At 74.2% G+C, this 20,115-nt stretch carries 2 protein-coding genes (1 of these 2 running past the window's edge); both read right to left on the bottom strand.

Going from position 1 to position 20,115, the window contains the following annotated elements; genetic code table 11:
- A protein-coding gene (locus BLS56_RS20540) for a non-ribosomal peptide synthetase (RefSeq protein ID WP_175482949.1) crosses the window boundary here: on the bottom strand, nt 1-10,531 show its 5' portion. It extends 3,329 nt beyond the left edge of the window; 10,531 of the gene's 13,860 nt are visible here — the first part of the coding sequence; it begins with the start codon at nt 10,529-10,531; its stop codon lies beyond the left edge, outside the window.
- Nucleotides 10,528-20,115: a non-ribosomal peptide synthetase gene (locus tag BLS56_RS20535; RefSeq protein ID WP_091453432.1), complete on the bottom strand. Its 9,588-nt coding sequence runs from the start codon at nt 20,113-20,115 to the stop codon at nt 10,528-10,530. The genes BLS56_RS20540 and BLS56_RS20535 overlap by 4 nt, the downstream gene beginning before the upstream one ends.

Genomic DNA, 20,115 nt, shown 5'->3' with positions numbered 1-20,115 from the left:
TCTCGGCGTCGAACAGGTCCTCGGCGTACTCCAGTTCGACCGTCAGCGCGCCGGGGCGTTCGGTGAACTCGAAGGACAGGTCGAACTTGGCGTGCTCGACGGGCAGCGCGCGGCCGGTGACCGCCAGGCCCGCTGGCTCGGGCGCGGCAGGGGCGGCGGTCGCGATGTTGTTGTAGGTGAGCGCGACCTGGAACAGCGGGTGCCGGGCCAGCGAGCGCTCCGGGTTGAGCCGGTCGACCAGGCGCTCGAACGGGACGTCCTGGTTGGCGTAGGCGGCCAGGTCGGTCGCCCGCACCCGGGCCACCAGCTCGCGGAACGTCGGGTCGCCCGTCACGTCGGCGCGCAGCACCAGTGTGTTCACGAAAACCCCGACCAGGTCGTCCAAGGCGTCGTCGGTGCGGCCCGCGACCGGCGCGCCGAGCGGGATGTCCGCGCCCGCGCCCAGCCGGTGCAGCAGGGCCGCGATGGCGGCCTGCACGACCATGAACGGGCTCGCCCCGGCGTCCCGGGCCAGCGCGGCGATCCCGTCGAGCAGCGCGGGCGGCACGGCGATCGGGGTGCGGCGGCCGCGATAGGACGCCTGTGGCGGGCGCGGGCGGTCGGTGGGCAGCGCCAGTTCCTCGGGCAGGTCGGCCAGTTCCTCGGTCCAGTACGCGAGTTGGGCGGCCAACGGGCTTTCCGGGTCGTCGTCCGCGCCGAGGGCGTCGCGCTGCCAGAGGGCGTAGTCCGCGTACCGCACCGGAAGCGGCGCCCACTGCGGGCCCTCCCCCGCGCGGCGGGCGGTGTAGGCGGTGGTCAGGTCGCGACCGAGCGGCCCACGCGACCAGGCGTCGCCGACGATGTGGTGCAGCAGCAGGAGCAGCACGTGCTCGGTCTCGCCGCGCCGGAACAGCCAGGCCCGCACCGGCGGCCCGGCGGCGAGGTCGAAGGCGTGCCGCGCGGCGCGGGCCAGGTCGGCGTCCGGGTCGGCGGTGTCGACGACGGTCAGCTCAGGGGTCTGGTCGAGCACAGCCTGGTACGGGCCGTCCTCGTCCTGCCGGATCACCGTGCGCAGCGCCTCGTGCCGGTGGGCGACGTCGGCCAAGGCCTGGCGCAGCGCGTCCACGTCGAGCCTGCCGGACAGGGCGAGCGTCATCGGCATGTTGTAGGTCGCGCTCGGGCCTTCCAGCTCGTGCAGGAACCACAGCCGCCGCTGGGCGAACGACAGCGGCGCCCGCTCGGGCCGGGGCCGCACCGCGACCACCGGCCTGCGCGGGCCAGCCGCGCTGTCCAGCGCGGCGGACAGGCCCGCGACGGTCGGGGACTCGAAAAGCCGCCGGATAGCCAGTTCCACGCCCAGCACCGACCGGACGCGGCTGACCAGCCGGGTCGCCAGCAGCGAGTGCCCGCCCAGGTCGAAGAAGCTGTCGTCCACGCTCACCCGGTCCACGCCGAGCACGTCGGCGAATAGTCCACAAAGGATCTCTTCGCGCGGCGTGCGCGGCGCCCGGCCCGCGACGGCGCCACGGACACTCGGGGCGGGCAGGGCATTGCGGGCGACTTTTCCGTTCGGAGTCAACGGAACCGCGTCGAGCGGCACGAACACCGACGGCACCATGGCGGGCGGCAGGGTCTCGGCGAGGTGCTTGGCCCAGCCCGCGGTGTCCACATCGCCGGCAGGCACGACATAGGCGACCAGCCGGTCTTCCCACACGGCCGCGACGACTTGGGCGACGTCCGGTCGAGCGCCGAGGACCGCCTCGACCTCGCCCAGTTCGATCCGGTGGCCGCGCACCTTGACCTGGTGGTCCACCCGGCCCAGGTATTCCAGCTCACCCGCCGCGCTCCAGCGCGCCAGGTCGCCGGTCCGGTACATCCGCCCGCCGCCGAACGGGTCGGCGACGAACCGTTCCGCGGTCAGCGCCGGTTGGCCGTGGTAGCCGCGGGCAACGCCCGCGCCCCCGATATACAACTCGCCCACCACACCCGGCGGCACCAGTCGCAAACCGGCGTCGAGCACGCGCAGGCGGGTGTTCGCGATCGGCGAACCGATGCGGATCTCACCGTCCACATCAGACGAGGTGGACCAGATGGTCGTCTCGGTGGGGCCGTAGAGGTTGGTCACCGACGCGGCCGGGGCCAGCGCCGCCGCCAAATCGCGCGGCAGGGCCTCGCCGCCGACGAGCACCCGCAGCCCGGCCACCACCCCCGGATCGTCGGTGACGACCGCGCGCCACCACGACGGCGTCGCCTGCGCCACGGTCACGCCCGCGGACCGGATCAGCGCGCGGGCCGCGGCCGGGTCGCGCACCACATCGCGGTCAGCGACGACCACCGCCGCCCCGGAAACCAGCGGCACGAACAGTTCCAGCCCGTGGATGTCGAAGCCGATCGTGGTGACCGCCAGCAGCCGGTCCCGCCCGTCGAGCCGGAGCCGGTCGCGCAGGGCCCGCACGAAGTTGGCCAGCGCGGCCCGAGGCACCACCACGCCCTTGGGCCTGCCGGTCGAACCAGAGGTGTGGATCACGTACGCGGGCGCCTCCGGGTGGGCCGTGACGGCCTGGCCCGAGCAGCCGGTGAGATCGATGTCCTCCAGGTACGCGATTTCGGCCTCAGCAGGCGGAAGCTGGCCTGCCACCTCGGCGGCGGTGAGAACCAGGACCGGGCGGGCGTCGTCGAGGATGTGCGCCAGCCGGTCGGCCGGGTAGTCGGTGTCCAGCGGCAGGTAGCCCGCGCCGGACTTGAGCACGGCCAGCAGCGCGACCACCATGCCCGCGCGGCGCGGCAGGGCGACCGCGACCAGCCGCTCGGGCCCCGCGCCCCGCTCGGCCAGAAAGCGGGCCAGCCGGGAGGACCGGTCGTCCAGTTCCGCGTAGGTCAGGGACTCGTCGGCCAGCACGGCGAGCGCGTCCGGGGTGGCGGCGGCCTGGGCGGCGATCATCTCGACCACCGAGGCGTCCGGCGCAGGCGCGTCGGCGCGGCCCCAGTCGTCCAGCAGGAGCGTCCGCTCCGTGGCGGTGACCAGGTCGAGCGAGCCGACGCGGGCGTCCGGGGCGGCCAGCGCCGAGCGCAGCACCAGCAGGAACCGGTCGACCAGGGTCGCCGCGGTCGACTCGTCGTAGAGGTCGGCGCTGAACTCCAGGACCCCGTGCAGCGTGGCGGCGTGCTCGGCGAAGGAGAACGCCAGGTCGAACTTCGCCGCGCCGGTCTGGCCGCCCTCGCGGCGCACCTCGACGCCGGGCAGCGGGTCGACGGCGTCGACCAGGGTGTTGTTGAACGCCAGCAATACTTGGAACAGCGGGTGCCTGGCCAGCGAGCGGGGCGGGTTCAGCGTCTCGACCAGCCGCTCGAACGGCAGGTCCTGGTGCGCGTACGCGGCCAGGTCGGTTTCCCGCACCCGCGCGACCAGTTCGGCGAACGTGGGGTCGCCCGAGACGTCCGTGCGCAGCACCAGCGTGTTGAGGAAGACGCCGATCAGGTCGTCCAGGGCGTCGTCGGTGCGGCCCGCGACCGGGGTGCCCAGCGGGATGTCCGTGCCGCCGCTGAGCCGGGACAGCAGGACCGCCAGCGCGGCTTGGATGACCATGAACGGGCTCGCCTGGCGGCTCCGGCTGACTTCGGTGAGCCGCGCGCGCACATCGTCGGGGACGGTGAACTCCAGCCGCCCGCCCCGATAGGTCGCCTGGGCGGGGCGGGGGCGGTCGGCGGGCAGGCCCAGTTCCTCGGGCAGACCGGCGAGCCGGTCGGTCCAGTAGGCCGACTGGCGGGCGATGGGGCTGTCCGGGTCGTCCTCCGCGCCGAGAACCGAGCGCTGCCACAGGGTGTAGTCCGCGTACTGGACGGGCAGCGGCGCCCAGTCCGGCGCGCGCCCCTCGGCGCGGGCGGCGTAGGCGGTCGAGAGGTCTTTGGCCAGCGGGCCGCGCGACCAGCCGTCGCCCGCGATGTGGTGCATGAGCAGCAACAGGACATGCTCGGTCGGGCTGGTCTCGAACAGCCACGCCCGCACCGGGATCTCGGCGTCGAGGGCGAACGGGTGCCGGGCCGCGTCGGCGAGCAAGCGCGGCAGGTCGGCCTCGGTGACCCGCTCGTGAACCACCACGGGTCGGGCGGTGGCCAACACGACCTGGTGCGGGCCGTCGGCGTCCTCGGCGAAAACCGTGCGCAGGCTCTCGTGCCGGGCGACGAGATCGGCGACGGCGGCCAGCAGGGCGGGCACGTCCAGGTCGCCGGTCAGGCGCAGGGAGAGCGGGATGTTGTAGGTCGCGCTGGGGCCCTCGAACCGGTGCAGGAACCACAGGCGCCGCTGGGCGAACGACAGCGGAATCCGCTCGGGCCGTTGGCGTGCGGTGATTCCGGCCCGCGCTTGGCCCGCGTTGTCGAGGGCGGCGGCGAGGCCCGCGACGGTCGGGGTCTCGAAGAGCCGCCGGATGGCCAGTTCCACACCCAGCACCGACCGGACCCGGCTCACCAGTCGAGTGGCCAGCAGCGAGTGCCCGCCCAGGTCGAAGAACGAGTCATCGATCCCGACCTCGCTCACGCCCAGCACTTCGGCGAACAGTCCACAGAGGATTTCCTCGCGGGGAGACCGAGGCGCGCGGCGGCGGACTCCAGTCTCGTAATCGGGTGCGGGCAGGGCTTCGCGGTCCAGCTTGCCGTTCACGGTCAGCGGCAACGCGTCCAGGGCGACGAACGCCGAGGGGACCATGTACTCGGGCAGCCGCGCCACCAGCGCGTCTCGCAGACCGGCCACCGGACCAACCACATAGGACACCAGCCGCTGGTCCCCCGGCTGGTCCTCACGCACCACAACAGCGGCGTCAGCGATCCCCGGCTGCTCCAACAGAACCGAGCGAATCTCGCCGAGCTCGACGCGGAACCCCCGCAGCTTCACCTGATCATCAGCCCGGCCCACATAAACCAAGTCACCATCGGCGTTCCACCGCACCAGATCCCCGGTCCGGTACATCCGCTCACCCTCGACGAACGGGTCCGCCACAAACCGCTCAGCCGTCAACGCCGCCCGGTTCAAATACCCACGAGCGAGAACGTCACCCGCCACGTACAACTCCCCAACCACACCGGACGGAACCGGCTGCAAACCGGCATCCAACACATACGCCCGGGTATTCCAAAACGGCCGACCCACCGGAACCGCACCCGCAGGCGCCGGCTCCCCCGGCTCCAAGCGAAAGTCCAGACAATTCACCGTCGCCTCAGTCGGCCCATACGCGTTCACGACCACCGCGTCCGGGTGCCGCGCACGCCACCCCGCCAGGGCCTCACTGATCAGCGCCTCACCGCCGAGGATCAGCATGTCCGACGGCGACACCGAATCCGGCAGCGCGTCCAGCAGCGGCAGGTGCGAGGGCGTGACCTTCATGATCGACGCGCCTTCTGGGGCCGTCTCGTCCAACGCCGCGAGGTGGACGTGCCCGCCGGAGACCAGTGGGGTGAACAGCGTGGTCACAGTGAGGTCGAAGGCGAGCGACGTGTGCGCCAGCGACATGCCGGTCATCGGGTAGACCTCGCGGGCCCGCACCAGATACGCCCCGACAGACCGGTGCTCGACCACCACGCCCTTGGGCCTGCCCGTCGACCCGGAGGTGTAGATGACATAGGCGGGGTCGTGGGGGTGAGTCGGCGCGACTCCCACCGGCTCGCCGTCAAGCAGGTCGCGCGGCCGAAGCGCCGGAACCCCCGGCGCGCTCAGCCCTTCGGTGACCAGGAGGGCGGGCCGGGCGTCATCGAGGATGGACGCCACCCGCTCGGCGGGCTGGTCGACGTCGAGCGGCAAGTAGGCCGCCCCGGCGGTGAGGACGGCGAGCATGGCCGCCACGGCGTCCGGGGTCTTCTGCAGCGCGATCGCCACCAGCGCGCCCCGCCCGATCCCGCGCGCACGCAGCGCCCCGGCCATCCGGCTCACCCGCGAGCGGAGTTCGGCGTAGGTCAGCGACTCCCCGCCGCCGCTGAGGGCTATCGCATTCGGAGTGGCGGCGGCCTGCTCGGCGAACAGCGCGGGCAGGCTCGCCCGCCGCACCGCGCGGGTGGTGGCGTTGCGGGCAACCACCAAGTCGTGCCGTTCGGCCGGGTCCAGCACCGGGGCTTGGCGCAGCCGCAGGGTCGGGTCTTCTCCCATCGCGGCGAGCACCGCCACCAGACGCCGGGTCAGCGCCTCGGCGGTGGACCGGTCGAACAGGTCGGTGGCGAACTCCAGGGACCCGGACAGGCCCTCGGGGAGCCCGTCGCCGCCGTGGGACTCGGCGAAGCCGAAGGACAGGTCGAACTTGGCCGCCGCCGTCTCGGCCCGGATGGGCTCGACGTCGAGGCCGGGCAGCGTGCCGATCTCGGCGACCGCCGACTGCGGATCGGTGTTGTTGAACGTCAGCAGCACCTGGAACAGCGGATGCCGGGCCAGCGACCGGGCCGGGTTCAGCACCTCCACCAACCGCTCGAACGGCACATCCTGATTCGCGTACGCCGCCAACGCGGTCTCCCGCACCCGACCGACCAACTCCATAAAGGACGGATCGCCGGACACATCGGTGCGCAACACCAACGTGTTCACGAAAAACCCGATCAACTCGTCCACGGCCTCGTCCGTCCGGCCCGCGATCGGCGTCCCCAGCGGAATGTCCGTGCCCGCGCCCAAGCGGGACAGCAGCGCCGCCACACCGGCCTGCACCACCATGAACACCGTCGCCTGGCACTCGCGCGCCAGCTTTTCCAGCCCCCGATAGACCTCGGCGGGCACGGCGAACGCGACCCGATCGCCGCGGTACGACGCGGCGGCGGGGCGGGGCCGGTCGAACGGCAACGCCAGTTCCTCGGGGACGCCGCTCAGCGCGGCCGACCAGAACGCAAGCTGCCGCGACACCACGCTCGACGGGTCCGTCTCCGACCCCAGCAGGTCGCGCTGCCAGAGCGCGTAATCGGCGTACTGCACCGACAACGGCGTCCAGTCGGGCGCTTCGCCCGCCGCGCGGGCGGTGTAGGCGGCGGCGAGGTCGCGGGCCAGCGGCCCGCGCGACCAGGCGTCGCTGGCGATGTGGTGGGTCAGCAGCAGCAGCACATGCTCGTCGCCGTTCACGGCGAACAGCCACGCCTTGAGCGGAATGTCGACGGACAGGTCGAACCGGTGCGCGCAGCACTCGGCGATCCGCTCGGCGAGCCGTTCCTCGGCGATCTCCACGACCGGGAGAGCCACATCGGCCTGCTCCGGGGTGCGGATCACCTGCGTCGCCCCGTCGGCGAAGACCGTGCGCAGGCTCTCGTGCCGGGCCACGACGTCGCGCAGCGCCGCGGCCATGGCGTCCCGGTCGAGCGCGCCGGACAGCCGCAGCGCGACCGGGGAGTTGTAGGCCACGGCCTGCTCGTCGTCGAACTGGTTGAGGAACCACAACCGTTGCTGGGCATAGGAAGGCGGAATAAGGCTCGGCCTCGGGTCGACGGCGGTGATCGAGCGGCGGGCGCCTGCCGCCGCGTCGAGGGCGTCGGACAACCCGGCCGCGGTCGGCGTCTCGAACAGCGCGCGGATCGCCAGTTCGACCCGCAGCGCCGATCGGATGCGGCTCACCAGGCGGGTCGCCAGCAGCGAGTGCCCGCCGAGGTCGAAGAAGCTGTCGTCGATACGCACCCGTTCGACACCGAGCACGTCGGCGAACAGTCCACAAAGGATTTCCTCGCGCGCGGACCGGGGTGCGCGGCCCGCGGAGCCGGAGGCGTAGTCCGGCGCGGGCAGCGCCTTCCGGTCGAGCTTCCCATTTGCCGTCAACGGAAGCGCGGGGAGCGCGACCAGGGCGGCGGGCACCATGTAAGACGGCAGCTCGTCGGCGACGGCTGCCCGAACCGCGGCGGCGTCTGTGGCGTCGCTGTCCTCCGGCACCAGGTAGCCGACCAGGCGCCGGTCGCCCGGCTGGTCCTCGCGCACGACCACGGCCGCCTGCCGCACCGCCGGGAGCCGGGTCAGCGCGGCCTCGATCTCGCCCAGCTCCACCCGGTAGCCCTGGATCTTGACCTGCCCGTCGACCCGGCCCGCGAACTCCAACATCCCGTCGGCGTTCCAGCGGGCGAGGTCGCCGGTCCGGTACATCCGGGCACCCACATCGAACGGGTCGGCGACAAACCGCTGGGCGGTAAGGGAAAACCGGTTGTGGTATCCGCGCGCCAGACCCGTCCCCGCCAGATAGACCTCGCCCACCACACCGACCGGCACCGGCCGCAGCGCGGCGTCGAGCACGTGCACGCGGGTGTTCCAGAACGGCCGCCCGACCGGGAGCGGCCCGTCCGGCGTCGGCTCTCCGGGGCGGATCTCGTTCTGCGTGCTGTTGACCGTGGCCTCGGTGGCGCCGTAGACGTTGAACACCGTCGCGCCGGGATGGCGCGCGCGCCAGCGGTCCAGCGCCTCGCCGAGCAGCAGTTCGCCGCCGAGCATCAGCGCACCGGTCGGCGACACCTCGTCCGGCGCGGCGTCCAGCAGCGCCAGATGGCTGGGCGTGCCCTTGACGAAACTCGGCCGCGGCCCCGCCGCCGACTCCTCCGCCAGCGGCGCGAGCCGGGCCCGGCCGCCGCTGACCAGGGTCGTGTAGAGCGCGGTCACCGTGAGGTCGAAAGAGATCGGCGAGTGCACCAGCGCGGTCCCGGCCGTCATCGGGTACGCCGACCGCGCCCACAGCAGGTACGCGCCGAGCGAGCGGTGCTCGATCACGACGCCCTTGGGCCTGCCGGTGGAGCCGGAGGTGTAGATGACGTAGGCGGGGTTGTTCAGCCGCAGCGGCGCGGCCCGCTCGGCGTCGGTGAGGTCGTGCTCGGGCAGGCCAGCGGCGGGGTCGTCGTCGAGCAGCAGGACCGGCGCGTCGGTGTCGGGCAGCCGGGGCAGCAGGGCGTCGGTGGTGACGACCAGCGAGGGCGCGGTGTCGGCGAGCATGAACGCCAGCCGCTCGGCGGGGTAGTCCGGGTCGAGCGGCAGGTAGGCCGCGCCGGACTTGAGGATCGCCAGCAGGGCCACCACGAGCCGGTCCGTCGGCGGCAGCGCGACCGCGACGAACCGCTCCGGGCCAGCACCGCGCGCGACGAGCAGCCGGGCCAGCCGGTTGGCCGCCGCGTTCACCTCCGTGTAGGTGAGGCCGTCCGCGCCGGGAAGCTCGCTCAGCACGGCGGTCTTGTCGCCGTGCCGGTGGGCGGACTCCTCGAAGAGGTCTACGACACTGAGGTCCGGCACGTCGTGCCCGGTCGCGTTCCATGCGCCGACCGTCCGCGCGGTCTCGTCGTCGGAGAGCAGGGCGAGCCTGCCGACCAGCAGGTCCGGGTCGGTGGCGAACGCGTCGAGCACCCGGGCGACCCGGCCCACGATCGCGTGGGCGTCGGCGGCGGTGAACAGGTCGGACCGGTAGCCCAGCCGCAGGGTCACCCCGGCGCGGGCGGCGGCGATCAGCACCAGCGGGTAGTGCGCTGCGTCGCGGGCGCGGGTGTCGGCGACCGACACCCGCGACCGCGCGGTGGGCCGCACCGGATAGTTCTGGAACACCATCTGCGTGTCGAACAGCTCGCCGACCCCGGCGGCGCGCTGGATGTCCGCCAAACCGAGGTGGTGGTGGGCCAGCAGCCGCGCCTGCTCCCCCTGCACCCGGGTCAGCAGGTCGGCCAGCGTCTCGGCCGGGCGCACCCGCACCCGCACGGCCACGGTGTTGATCAGCGGGCCGACCAGGTCGGCGGCCCCGGGCAGCTCGGCGGGCCGGGCTGCGACGGTCATGCCGAACGCCACGTCGTCCCGGCCGCTCAGCTGGGCCACGACCAGCCCCCAGGCGGCCTGCATGAGGGTGTTCAGGGTGAGCCCGTGCGCCCTGGCGCGGGCGGTCAGCGCCGCGGTCCACGGCTCGGGCAGCTCCAGCTCCACGTCGTCGGACCTGGCCGCCGACCGGCCGGTGTCCGGGGCGACCAGGGTCGGCTCGGTCAGGCCGTCGAGCGCTTCGGCCCAGGCCTGGCGCGCGGCGTCGCGGTCCTGGCGGGCCAGCCAGGCGACGTGGTCGCGGTAGTTCGGGGCGGGCGGCAGCACGGCCGGGTCGCCGCCGTTGTCGTAGACGGCCAGGAGTTCGCGCACCAGCACCGGAACCGACCAGCCGTCGAGGACGGTGTGGTGGTTGGTCAGCACCAGGCGGTGCCGCTCGTCGGCCAGTCGCAGCAGGGCGAAGCGCACCAGCGGCGGCCTGCCCAGGTCGAACCCGCTGGCCCGCTCGGCGTCGGCAGACTCCCGGGCGACGGCCTCCGGGTCGGCCGTCTCACGCAGGTCGGTCTCCCGCCAGCCGAGCGGCACCTCGCGCAGCGCCACCTGCGCCCACTCGCCGGTCTTGCGCTGCCGGAAAGCCGAGCGCAGGCAGACGTGCCGCCGCACCAGCGCCGCCGCCGCCGTCTTGAGCGTCGCCGGGGCCAGCGGGCCGGTGATGTCGAACGCCATCTGCACCGTGTAGGCGTCCGGCGCGGCGGTGTCGTAGGCGCTGTGGAACAGCAGCCCCTCTTGCAGCGGCGAGAGCGGGAAGACGTCCTCGATGCGGCTCACGGCTGGCTCTCCCATTCCGATTCCATCTCCCGCGCGAAGTCCTCGAACTCGTCCAGCTCCACCTGGGTGATCGAGTGGAGCGAGACGTCGGCGGTGCTCATGCCGCCCGCGCCCGGGCGCCGGGCGTGCTCGGTCAACGCGGTCAGCAGCGCGAACCAGGTGTCGTTGAGGGCGCGCACCTCGTCCTCGGCGACCAGCCCGGCCGCCCAGGTCCAGGTCGCGACCAACTGCGGGCCGAAGACGCCGACCTCGGTGCGCGGGTTGAGCTCCAGCAGGTGCGCCAGCGGCATGTCGGGGTGCTCGCCGTCGACGGCCGCGGTGATCGTGCCCTCGGGGGTGAAGTCGGCGTCCGCGCCGCCGACCTCGAAGCGGCCCAGGTAGTTGAACGCCACCTGCGGGTGCCCGAGCCCGGCGAAGGCGGGCGCGCTGTCCGCGTCGAGGTAGCGCAGCATCCCGTAGCCCATGCCCTTGTCCGGCACGGCGCGCAACTGGTCCTTGACCCGTTTGAGGGCACGGCCCAGGTCCGCGCCGCCCGCGAACACCTCGGCCCGGTTCACCGGCCCGGGGCGCAGCCGGACCGGGTAGAGGTTGGTGAACCAGCCGACCGTGCGGGACAGGTCGGCGCCGCCCACGGTGCTGGATATGTCGGCTCCGCCGACGGTTTCCTCTTCGCGCCCGTGGCCTTCCAGGTGGATCAGCACCTCGTCGCCGATCCGACGGCGCCAGTCGCCGAGAGCCAGGGTGAACGCCGTCAGCAGGATGTCGTTGACCTCGGCGCGGAACACGGCGGCGACCGTGGTCAGCAGGTCCCGGGTCACGTCCACCGGCAGGCGGGCCTCCCACGCGCCCGCTGCGCCGTAGGTGTCGGTGGCCGGGTCGAGCGGGCGGACCGCGAGCGCCGGGTCGGGGGCGGTCAGCACCGACACCCAGTGGTCGAGCTCGCCGCGCCTGCGAGGGGCCGCTGCGGTGAGGCGCCGCGCCCAGCCGCGCAGGGACGTGCCCACCGGTTGCGGCTTCGGCGCGGTCCCGTCGGCGATCGCCCGCCACGACTCGGCGAGGTCGGCGACCAGCACGCGCAGCGAGACGCCGTCCACGAACAGGTGGTGCGCCAGCAGGGCCAAGCGACCCGGCTTGCCGCGGCCGCGGTCGAACCAGACCGCTTGCAGCGGCACGCCCGCCGGGTCGAGCCGTTCACGCGCGGCGCGGCCGTGCGCGGCGATCTCGGCGTCGAGCGCGTAGTCCGGCAGGCCCGCGACGTCGACTCGGCGCACCCAGCCCGTCGCGTCCGCCGACGGCCGGATCTCGTGCGTCCACGGCGACGCGGACAGGTCAAACACGCCGCGCAGCGCGTCGTGGTGGTCGACCAGGGCCTGGACGGCCGCGGTGAGGGATTCCTGGTCGACCGCGGCCGGGACCCGCAAGACCACGGACATGGTGAACTCGGCCAGCCAGCCGCCCCGGCCGCGCTCGGCCAGCCACCGGGTGATCGGCGTCAGCGGGACCGGCCCGACGCCCGCGCCGGGCTCCTCGGCCCGCTCGTCGGTCACCGGGGTCGCCACGGCGGCGAGCCCGGCGACGGTCCGCCGCTCGAACACGTCCCGCACGCTCACCGCGAAACCCGCCCGCCGGGCGGCGCTGACGACCTGGATCGACAGGATGCTGTCGCCGCCGAGGTCGAAGAACCCCTCGTCGGCTCCGGGCGGCTCGATGCCCAGGACCTCGGCGAACGCCCGCGCGAACACGGCCTCCGCCGCGCTGCCCGCCTGCCTGCCGGTGGCGGGCGCGGCCCGCTCCGGGGCGGGCAGCGCGGCGCGGTCGAGCTTGCCGTTGGCGGTCTTGGGCAGCGTGTCGAGCAGCACGAACGCCGAGGGCACCAGGTAATCGGGCAGCCGCCGCTGCAAGTACGCCTGGACCTCCCGCCAGTCGCTCACCCCGCCCGCGGACGGCACGAGATAGGCGACCAGCCGGGTGTCGCCTGCGTCCGCGCGCGGGACGACCGCGGCGGCGGCGAGACCGGGGTGACCGGTGAGCACGGCCTCGATCTCGCCCGGCTCGACCCGGAAGCCGCGCACCTTGACCTGGTCGTCAACACGGCCGTGGTAGTCCAGCTCACCCGTCGGCAGCCAGCGCACGAGGTCGCCGGTGCGGTACATCCGGGACCCGGGCGGGCCATACGGGTCGGCCACGAACCGCTCCGCGGTGCGGTCGGGCCGGTTCAGGTAGCCGCGGGCCAGTTGCGCGCCGCCGATGTAGAGTTCGCCGACCACCCCGGGCGGCACCGGCGTGAGCGCGGCGTCCAGCACGCACACCCGCACATTCCACAGAGGACGCCCGATGGGTGCGACGGCGGGCCAGGCCGAGACGTCTTCTGGCAGGGTCAGAGTGGTCGCCGCGTGGGTTTCGGCTGGCCCGTAGACGTTGTGCGCCCGCAGCCCGCGCGCGGCCTGCCCGCGCAACTCCGCGCTGAGCCGGAACGCCTCGCCGCCCTGGAAGACCTCCCGCAGCGAGGCCAGGCTCGCCCCGGCGCGTCCGGCGACCTCGATCAGCGAGTCGATCACCAGCGTGGGCGCGAACAACTCGGTCACCCGGTGCCGGTCCAGCCACCCGGCGAAGCGCTCCAGGTCGCGGCGGACGTCGTCTTCGGGCAGCACGAGCGCCTTGCCGGACACCAACGCCTGCCACACTTCCTGGACCACGAAGTCGAACGCCAGCGAGAGGAACTGCGCGGTCCGCCCGTCGCCGCCGAACCGCGCGCGGTGCCAGGACAGCAGGTTCACCAGACCCGCGACCGGCATGACCACGCCCTTGGGTGTCCCGGTGGACCCGGAGGTGTAGACGAGGTAAGCGGGGTTGCGCTGGTCGGGCCGCACGGCCACGGGCGCTGCGGACAGCGCGGCCAACCGGGTGACAACGGCGGGATCGTCCAGCGCGCGGGCCGGGAACCCACCGAGCCGGGGCGCGGTGGCCAGGTCGGTGACGGCCACGGCCGGGGCCGCGTCGGCGAGGATCGCCGCGACCCGCTCGGCCGGGGCCTCGGTGTCCACGGTCAGGAACGCGGCTCCCGCCTTCGCCGCCGCGAGCATGGCGACCGGCAGGTCGACCGAGCGGGGCAGGGCGATCGCGACGACCCGCTCCGGCCCCGCGCCGTCTTCGATGAGCAGCCGCGCCAGCCGGTTCGCCCGCCCATTCAAGTCCATATAGGACAGTTTTTGGTCTCCGAAGACCACGGCCGGGGCGTCCGGGGTGGCGCGGACCTGCTCGGCCACCATCTCGGCCGGGGTCAGCCCGGGAACCGGGTGCGGGTTGCCGTGCCAGGGCCCCAGCAGCACGGCCCGCTCACCGGCGGACAGTATGTCCACTGTGGCCACTGGGGTTTCCGGGTCGGCGACGACGGCGGTGAGGACCCGGACGAACCGCTCGGCGATCACCTCGGCGGTGCCCTCGTCGAACAGGTCGGCGCTGTACTCCAGCCCGCCGCGCATCCCGGCCGGGTCGCCGTGCTCGTCGTGCTCGGTGTCGAGGAAGAACGACAGGTCGAACTTCGAGCGCCCGCCGCGCACGTCCACCAGTTCGGCGCTCACCCCGGGCAGCCGCAGCAGCCGCAGGGCGGCCTGGTTGTCATCGATGCCCAGCAGCACCTGGAACAGCGGGTGCCGGGCCAGCGAGCGCACCGGCTCGACTTCCTCCACGACCCGCTCGAAGGGCAGGTCCTGGTTGGCGTACGCGGCGAGATTGGTCTCCCGCACCCGGCCCAGCAGCTCGGCGAACGTGGGCGCGCCGGACAAGTCATTGCGCAGCACCAGCGTGTTGACGAAGAAGCCCACCAGTCCGTCGAGAACGTCGTCGTCGCGGCCCGCCACCGGGGTGCCGATCGGGATGTCCGTGCCCGCGCCGAGCCGGGACAGCAGCGTCGCCACCGCGGCCTGCACCACCATGTGCGGCGTCACGTGGTTGGCCTTGGCAACCGAGATGATCCCGGCGTGCAGCTCACTGTCCACTGTGAACTGGACGCGCCCGCCGCGGTACGAGGCGACCGCGGGTCGCTGTCGGTCGACGGGCAGCCGCAGTTCCTCGGGCAGGCCCGCGAGTGCGGCGCGCCAGTGCTCCGCCTGCCGGGACAGAGCACTGTCCGGGTCGTCCTCGGCGCCGAGAACCGCGCGCTGCCAGAGCGTGTAGTCCGCGTACTGCACGGGCAACGGCGGCCATTCCGGGGCGCGGCCCGCGACCCGGGCGGTGTAGGCGGCGCTGAAGTCGGCCGCGAGCGGGCCCATCGACGCGCCGTCGCCCGCGATGTGGTGCAGCAGCAGGAAAAGCACGTGGTGGTCGTCGCCGAGCCGGTAGAGCCAGGCCCGCAGCGGCGGCTCGGCGGACAGGTCGAACTCGGTGTCCGCCGCGGCGTCCACCGCGGCCGGGAGGTCGACCTCGGCGATATCGGCCACGGCGAGCGGGACGGCGACCGAAGGCAGCACCACCTGGTGCGGGCCGTGGGTGTCCTGGACGAAGACCGTGCGCAGGCTCTCGTGCCGGTCGGCCACGTCGGCCAGAGCCGCGCGCAGGGCAGGCACGTCCACCGCGCCGCGCAGGCGGATGGTCGCCGGGATCGTGTAGGTGGCGTTGAGGCCGTCGAGGTGGCTGAGGAACCACAGCCGCTGCTGCGCTGGCGACACCGGCACCCGCGCGGGCCGCGGCGCCCTGGTCACCCTCGGCCGGGCGACCGCCCCATCAGCCCGCTCCAGCGCGGCGGCCAGCCCCGCCACCGTCGGCGCCTCGAACAGCCGCCGGATCGGCACCTGGACGCCCAACGCCGACCGCACCCGGCTCAGCAACCGCACCGCGGCCAGCGAATGCCCGCCCAGGGCGAAGAAGTCGTCGTCCACCCCGACCTCGCCCCGCCCCAGCACCTCGGCGAACATCCCCCGCAGGATCTCCATCCGCGGACTCCGTTCCCGCCGGGCGGCGAAGGGCGCGGTGTCGCGCTCCCCGGGACGAGCGGCCGCAGGGGCCGCGTCGGCACGCTCCCGTGCGAGGACACCGGTCCCGCTGCCGGACGCCTCGGGCGACGGCGTGTCCTCGGGCAGCGGAACAGCGCTCAGCGGCCGGTCCGGGTCAGCCACCGCCGCGCGCAGGAGCTGGTGGAAGCGGTCGGCGAGACGGCGGGCGGTGTCGTGGTCGAAGCGGTCGGCGCTGTACTCCAGTTCGGCGGTGAAGCCCAGTGGCTCCCGGTGCTCGCCGCGGCGTTCGAGGATTTCCCAGGACAGGTCGTACTTCGCGACCCGTTCCACCGGTGGTTCGACCACGACTCGCAGGCCGGGCACCGCCGCGAACGCCGCGACGGCGGTCGTGGGGTCCTCGCTCTGGTAAGACAGCATCACCTGGAACAGTGGGTGCTTGCCCGGCGCGCGCACCGGGTTCAGCCGCTCCACCAGCCGCTCGAACGGCAGGTCCTGGTGGGCGAACGCGGTCAGGTCCACGTCCCGGACCCGGTCCAGCAGCTCGCGGAACGTCGGGTCGCCGCCGATGTCCACGCGCAGCACCAGCGTGTTGACGAAGAAGCCGACCAGCTCGTCCAGCGCCGGGTCCGTGCGTCCGGCGACGACCGCGCCCACCGGGATGTCCGTGCCCGCCCCCAGCCGTGACAGCAGCGCGGCGATGGCGGCGTGCACGACCATGAACGCGCTGGCCCGGCCGGTCGCGGCGAGCTGGTCGACACGCTCGTGCAGGTCGGCCGGAATCTCGAAGCGCACCCGGGCGCCCGCGAACGACGCCGCCCGGGGCCGGTCGGCGGGCAGGGCCAACTCGTGCGGCATCCCGGCGAGCCGGGTGGTCCAGTGCGCGAGCTGGCGGCCGAGTTCGGCGCGCGGGTCGTCCGCGGCGCCCAGCGTCTCGGCCTGCCAGTGGGCGTAGTCGGTGTACCGCAGCGGCAGCGGCGCCCAGTCCGGCGCGGCGCCTCGGGTGCGGGCGGCGTAGGCGACACCGAGGTCGCGGACCAGCAGGGCGGCCGACACCGCGTCGGCCGCGACGTGGTGCACCAGCAGCAGCACGACGTGCTCGCGCGGGCCGAGCGAGCGCACCCGCAGCCGAACCGGGACCTCGGCTGCCAGGGCGAAGGCGTGCTCAGCCTCGGCTGCCAGGTCGTCGGACGGCCGCACCAGCGGCACGACGTCGGCGAGCGGCAGCACCACCTGGTGCGGGCCGTCGTCGTCCTCGGCCAGGAGCGTGCGCAGCGTCTCGTGCCTGCCGACCACGTCCCGGGCCGCCAGTTCCAGCGCGTCGGCGTCCAGCGGGCCGTGGAAGCGCAGCACGACCGGGACGTTGTAGGCGGCGCCCGCGTTCTCCATCCGCTCCAGCAGCCACAGCCGGGTCTGCGCCGCCGACAGCGGCACACGCGCGGGCCGCGGCGACACCCGGCGCGGCGCGGGCCGGGCGGGCGCGGCCTGGGCCACCCGCTCGGCCAGCCCGGCGGCGGTGGGCGCGTCGAACAGCACGCTGCCCGCCAGTTCGACGCCCAGCTCACCGCGCACCCGGCCCGCGAGCCGGGTGGCCAGCAGCGAGTCGCCGCCGAGCTCGAAGAAGTCGTCGTCGGCGCCGACCTCGGCCACGCCCAGCACCTCGGCGAACAGCGCGCACAGCACCCGTTCGGCCGGGGTCGCGGGCGCGCGGAACGGCGCGCCGCCGCGGTAGGCGGGGTCGGGCAGGGCGCGGGTGTCGAGTTTCCCGTTGGGGGTGAGCGGCAGCGCGGGCACCGTCACCACGGCCGAGGGCAGCATCGGCTCGGGCAACCGGGACGCCAGGTGCGCGCGCAGGTCGGCGCGGCCCAACTCCGCGTCGCCGGTGACGACGTAGGCGACGATCCTCGGCCTGCCCGCGCGGTCGGGGCGGGCGAGGACGGCGGCGGCGCGCACGTCCGGGTGGGCGCGGACCTGCGCCTCGACCTCGCCGGGTTCGACCCGGAAGCCGCGGATCTTGACCTGGTCGTCGGCGCGGCCCAGGCAGTGCAGCACGCCGTCGGCCCAGCGGGCGAGGTCGCCGGTGCGGTACATCCGGCCGCGGCCGAACGGGTCGGCCACGAACCGCTCCGCGGTGCGGCCGGACTGCCCGAGGTAGCCGCGGGCAAGCGGCGCGCCCGCGAGGTAGAGCTCGCCGACCTGCCCGGGCGGGACCAGGCGCAGCGCGGCGTCGAGCACGTAGGCGCGGGTGTTCCAGAACGGCGTGCCGATCGGCACGGCGCCTGCGGCGTCCGGGTCTCCCGGCTCGACGCGGTGCTCGACGCAGGCGATCGTGGCCTCGGTCGGGCCGTACTCGTTGACCACCACCACGTCCGGGTGCGCCCGCCGCCATGCCGCGAGCGCCGCGCCGGACAGGGTCTCGCCGCCCAGCATCAGCTCGGCGGTCGGGCCGCGCTCCAGCAGGTCCACGTGCGACGGTGTGCCCTTGAGGAAGGTGGGCGCGGCGTGGGCCGCGTCGGCGGAGTCGGCGAACCACACCGCGCCGCCGGTGACCAGCGGCCCGAACAGGGCGGTGAGGCCGAGGTCGAAGGCCACGGAAGTGTGCGCGACCGCCGACCCGGCCACCGCCGGATGTGTCGCGCCGAGGTGGGCCAAGTAGGCCGCGAGCGACCGGTGCTCGACCACGACGCCCTTGGGCGTGCCGGTGGAGCCGGAGGTGTAGATGACATAAGCGGCGTCGTCCGGCCTGATCTCAAGCGGAGCCGCAGCCGCCCGCAGGGCTGGGGCGACCTCAGGCGGACGCGCGGCCACCTCGGACCGGGCTGGGCCTGCCTCGGGCAGGCCTGCGGCGGGCGCGCCCAAACCCGGAGTCACCTCGGGCAGGGCGTCCAGGACGAGCGTGGGGGTGGCGTCAGCCAATATGGCCGCCCGGCGCGCGGGAGGCTGGGTGGCGTCGATCGGCAGGAAGGCCGCGCCCGCCCTGGCCACGGCCAGCGCCGCCACCAGGAAGTCGGCTCCGCGCGGCAGAGTCAGGGCCACGACTGAGCCGCGGCCGATTCCCTGGCCCGCGAGCGCGGCCGCCACGCCGTCGACTCGCTCGGCCAGGTCGGCGTAGGTGAGGGTCCGGCCGTGGTCCACCACAGCCGGGCTGGCCGGGGTGCGGGCGGCCTGCGCCGCCACGCGGTCGGGCAGTGCCGTGAAGGGCACATCCCGGGCGGTGTCGTTCCACTGCCGCACCACCAGGTCGCGCTCATCGGCGGTCGCGGTCTCGACCAGCCCCAGCGGACCGTCCACTTCGGCCAAACCCGCGAGGAAAACCAGGAACCGCCGGTGCAGCGCGACCACCTCGTCCTGGCTGTGCAGCGCGCCGTTGCCGTGGAACTCGACCCGGACGCCCTCCCCCGCCTCGGGGGCGCCGTGCAGGTTGACGACCAGGTTCTCCACCCGGCCCGGCGACACCAGCCGCAGCGCGCCCGCCGCGACGCCGAAGTCCAGCGGGCGGGTGAACGACACGACGTTGGCGACCAGGCCGTAGAGACCTTCCCGTGCCCGGCCCGAGTCACGCCGGACATCCTCGCCCCGGTAACGCTGATGCCGCAGCGCTTGCCCGATCGCCGAGGACGCGGCCGTCAGCGCCTCGCGAACGGTGATTCCCGAGTGGACGTTCAGGCTCAGGGGAACCTCGTTGGCGAGCATGGTCGGCGTCCGCAGCGCCGCCCGAGTCGCCCGAGCGGCGACCGGGAGCCCCACGGTCGCCGTGGCCGAACCGCCGACCCGGTGGGCGAAGGCCGCGCACGCGGTCACCGCGAGCACCGACCACGGCACGCCCGCCTCCCGGCACAGCCGCAGCAACCCGGCCACCGTGGCCGCGGGCAACTCGGCCCCGTGCCACACGGTGTCGGACACCTCGGTTCCCGCCGCGCCGAGAAGCCCCTGCCCATCGGCGTTTCCCGACGCGTCGGCCCAGAAGTCCCGATCCGCCAGGAAACGCGGCGACGCGCGGTAGGCCTCGTCCTCGGCTGCCACGTCGGCGACCGCGCCGAACCCGGCGGGCTCCGGCGTGCGGCCCGCGGCCAGCGCGGCGTACACCGCGGCGAGCCCGCTCAGGTACAGGTGAGCGCCGAAACCGTCCAAAACGATGTGGTGGTAACGGAAGTACAACCGCCACCGCGCGGGCCCGAGCCGGAACAGCACGTGCGCGCACAACGGCCCCCGCGCGAGGTCGAGCGGCACAGCCAGATCCCGACGCATCCACGTCTCCGCGGCTGCCCGCGGATCGGCCTCGCCGCTCAGGTCCACCACCGCAACCGCGGCCACCGCCGCCGGACCTGCCACACCGCGCACACCGGCCACCGGAACCGCAGCCGCCGGACCAACCTCGGCACGCACACCGGCCGTCGCCTCGGGCGCGATCTCCTGGACCGGCACGCCGTCGACTTCGCGGAACGTCGACCGCAGCGCCTCCGCCTCGGCCACCGCCGTGCGCGCCGCTGCGGCGAACACCTCGGCGTCGATCTCGCCGTCGAGGTCGGCGAAGACCCCGCAGTTGTACTGGGCGGTCCCCGGGTAAAGCCGTTCGCTCACCCAGATCCCGGTCTGCGCCGCCGACAGGGGCAGGCGCCGAAGCTGCGCTGGCAT

Origin of the sequence: Actinokineospora iranica (assembly GCF_900101685.1) — a bacterium.
In the GTDB taxonomy this organism is placed as follows: Bacteria; Actinomycetota; Actinomycetes; order Mycobacteriales; family Pseudonocardiaceae; genus Actinokineospora; species Actinokineospora iranica.
This window is presented reverse-complemented; position numbering and strand designations above follow the sequence as displayed.

What these genes read in the sequence shown, in the direction of transcription:
- BLS56_RS20535 (WP_091453432.1), bottom strand. Translation starts at nt 20,115, where the DNA reads ATGCCAGCGCAGCTTCGGCGCCTGCCCCTGTCGGCGGCGCAGACCGGG.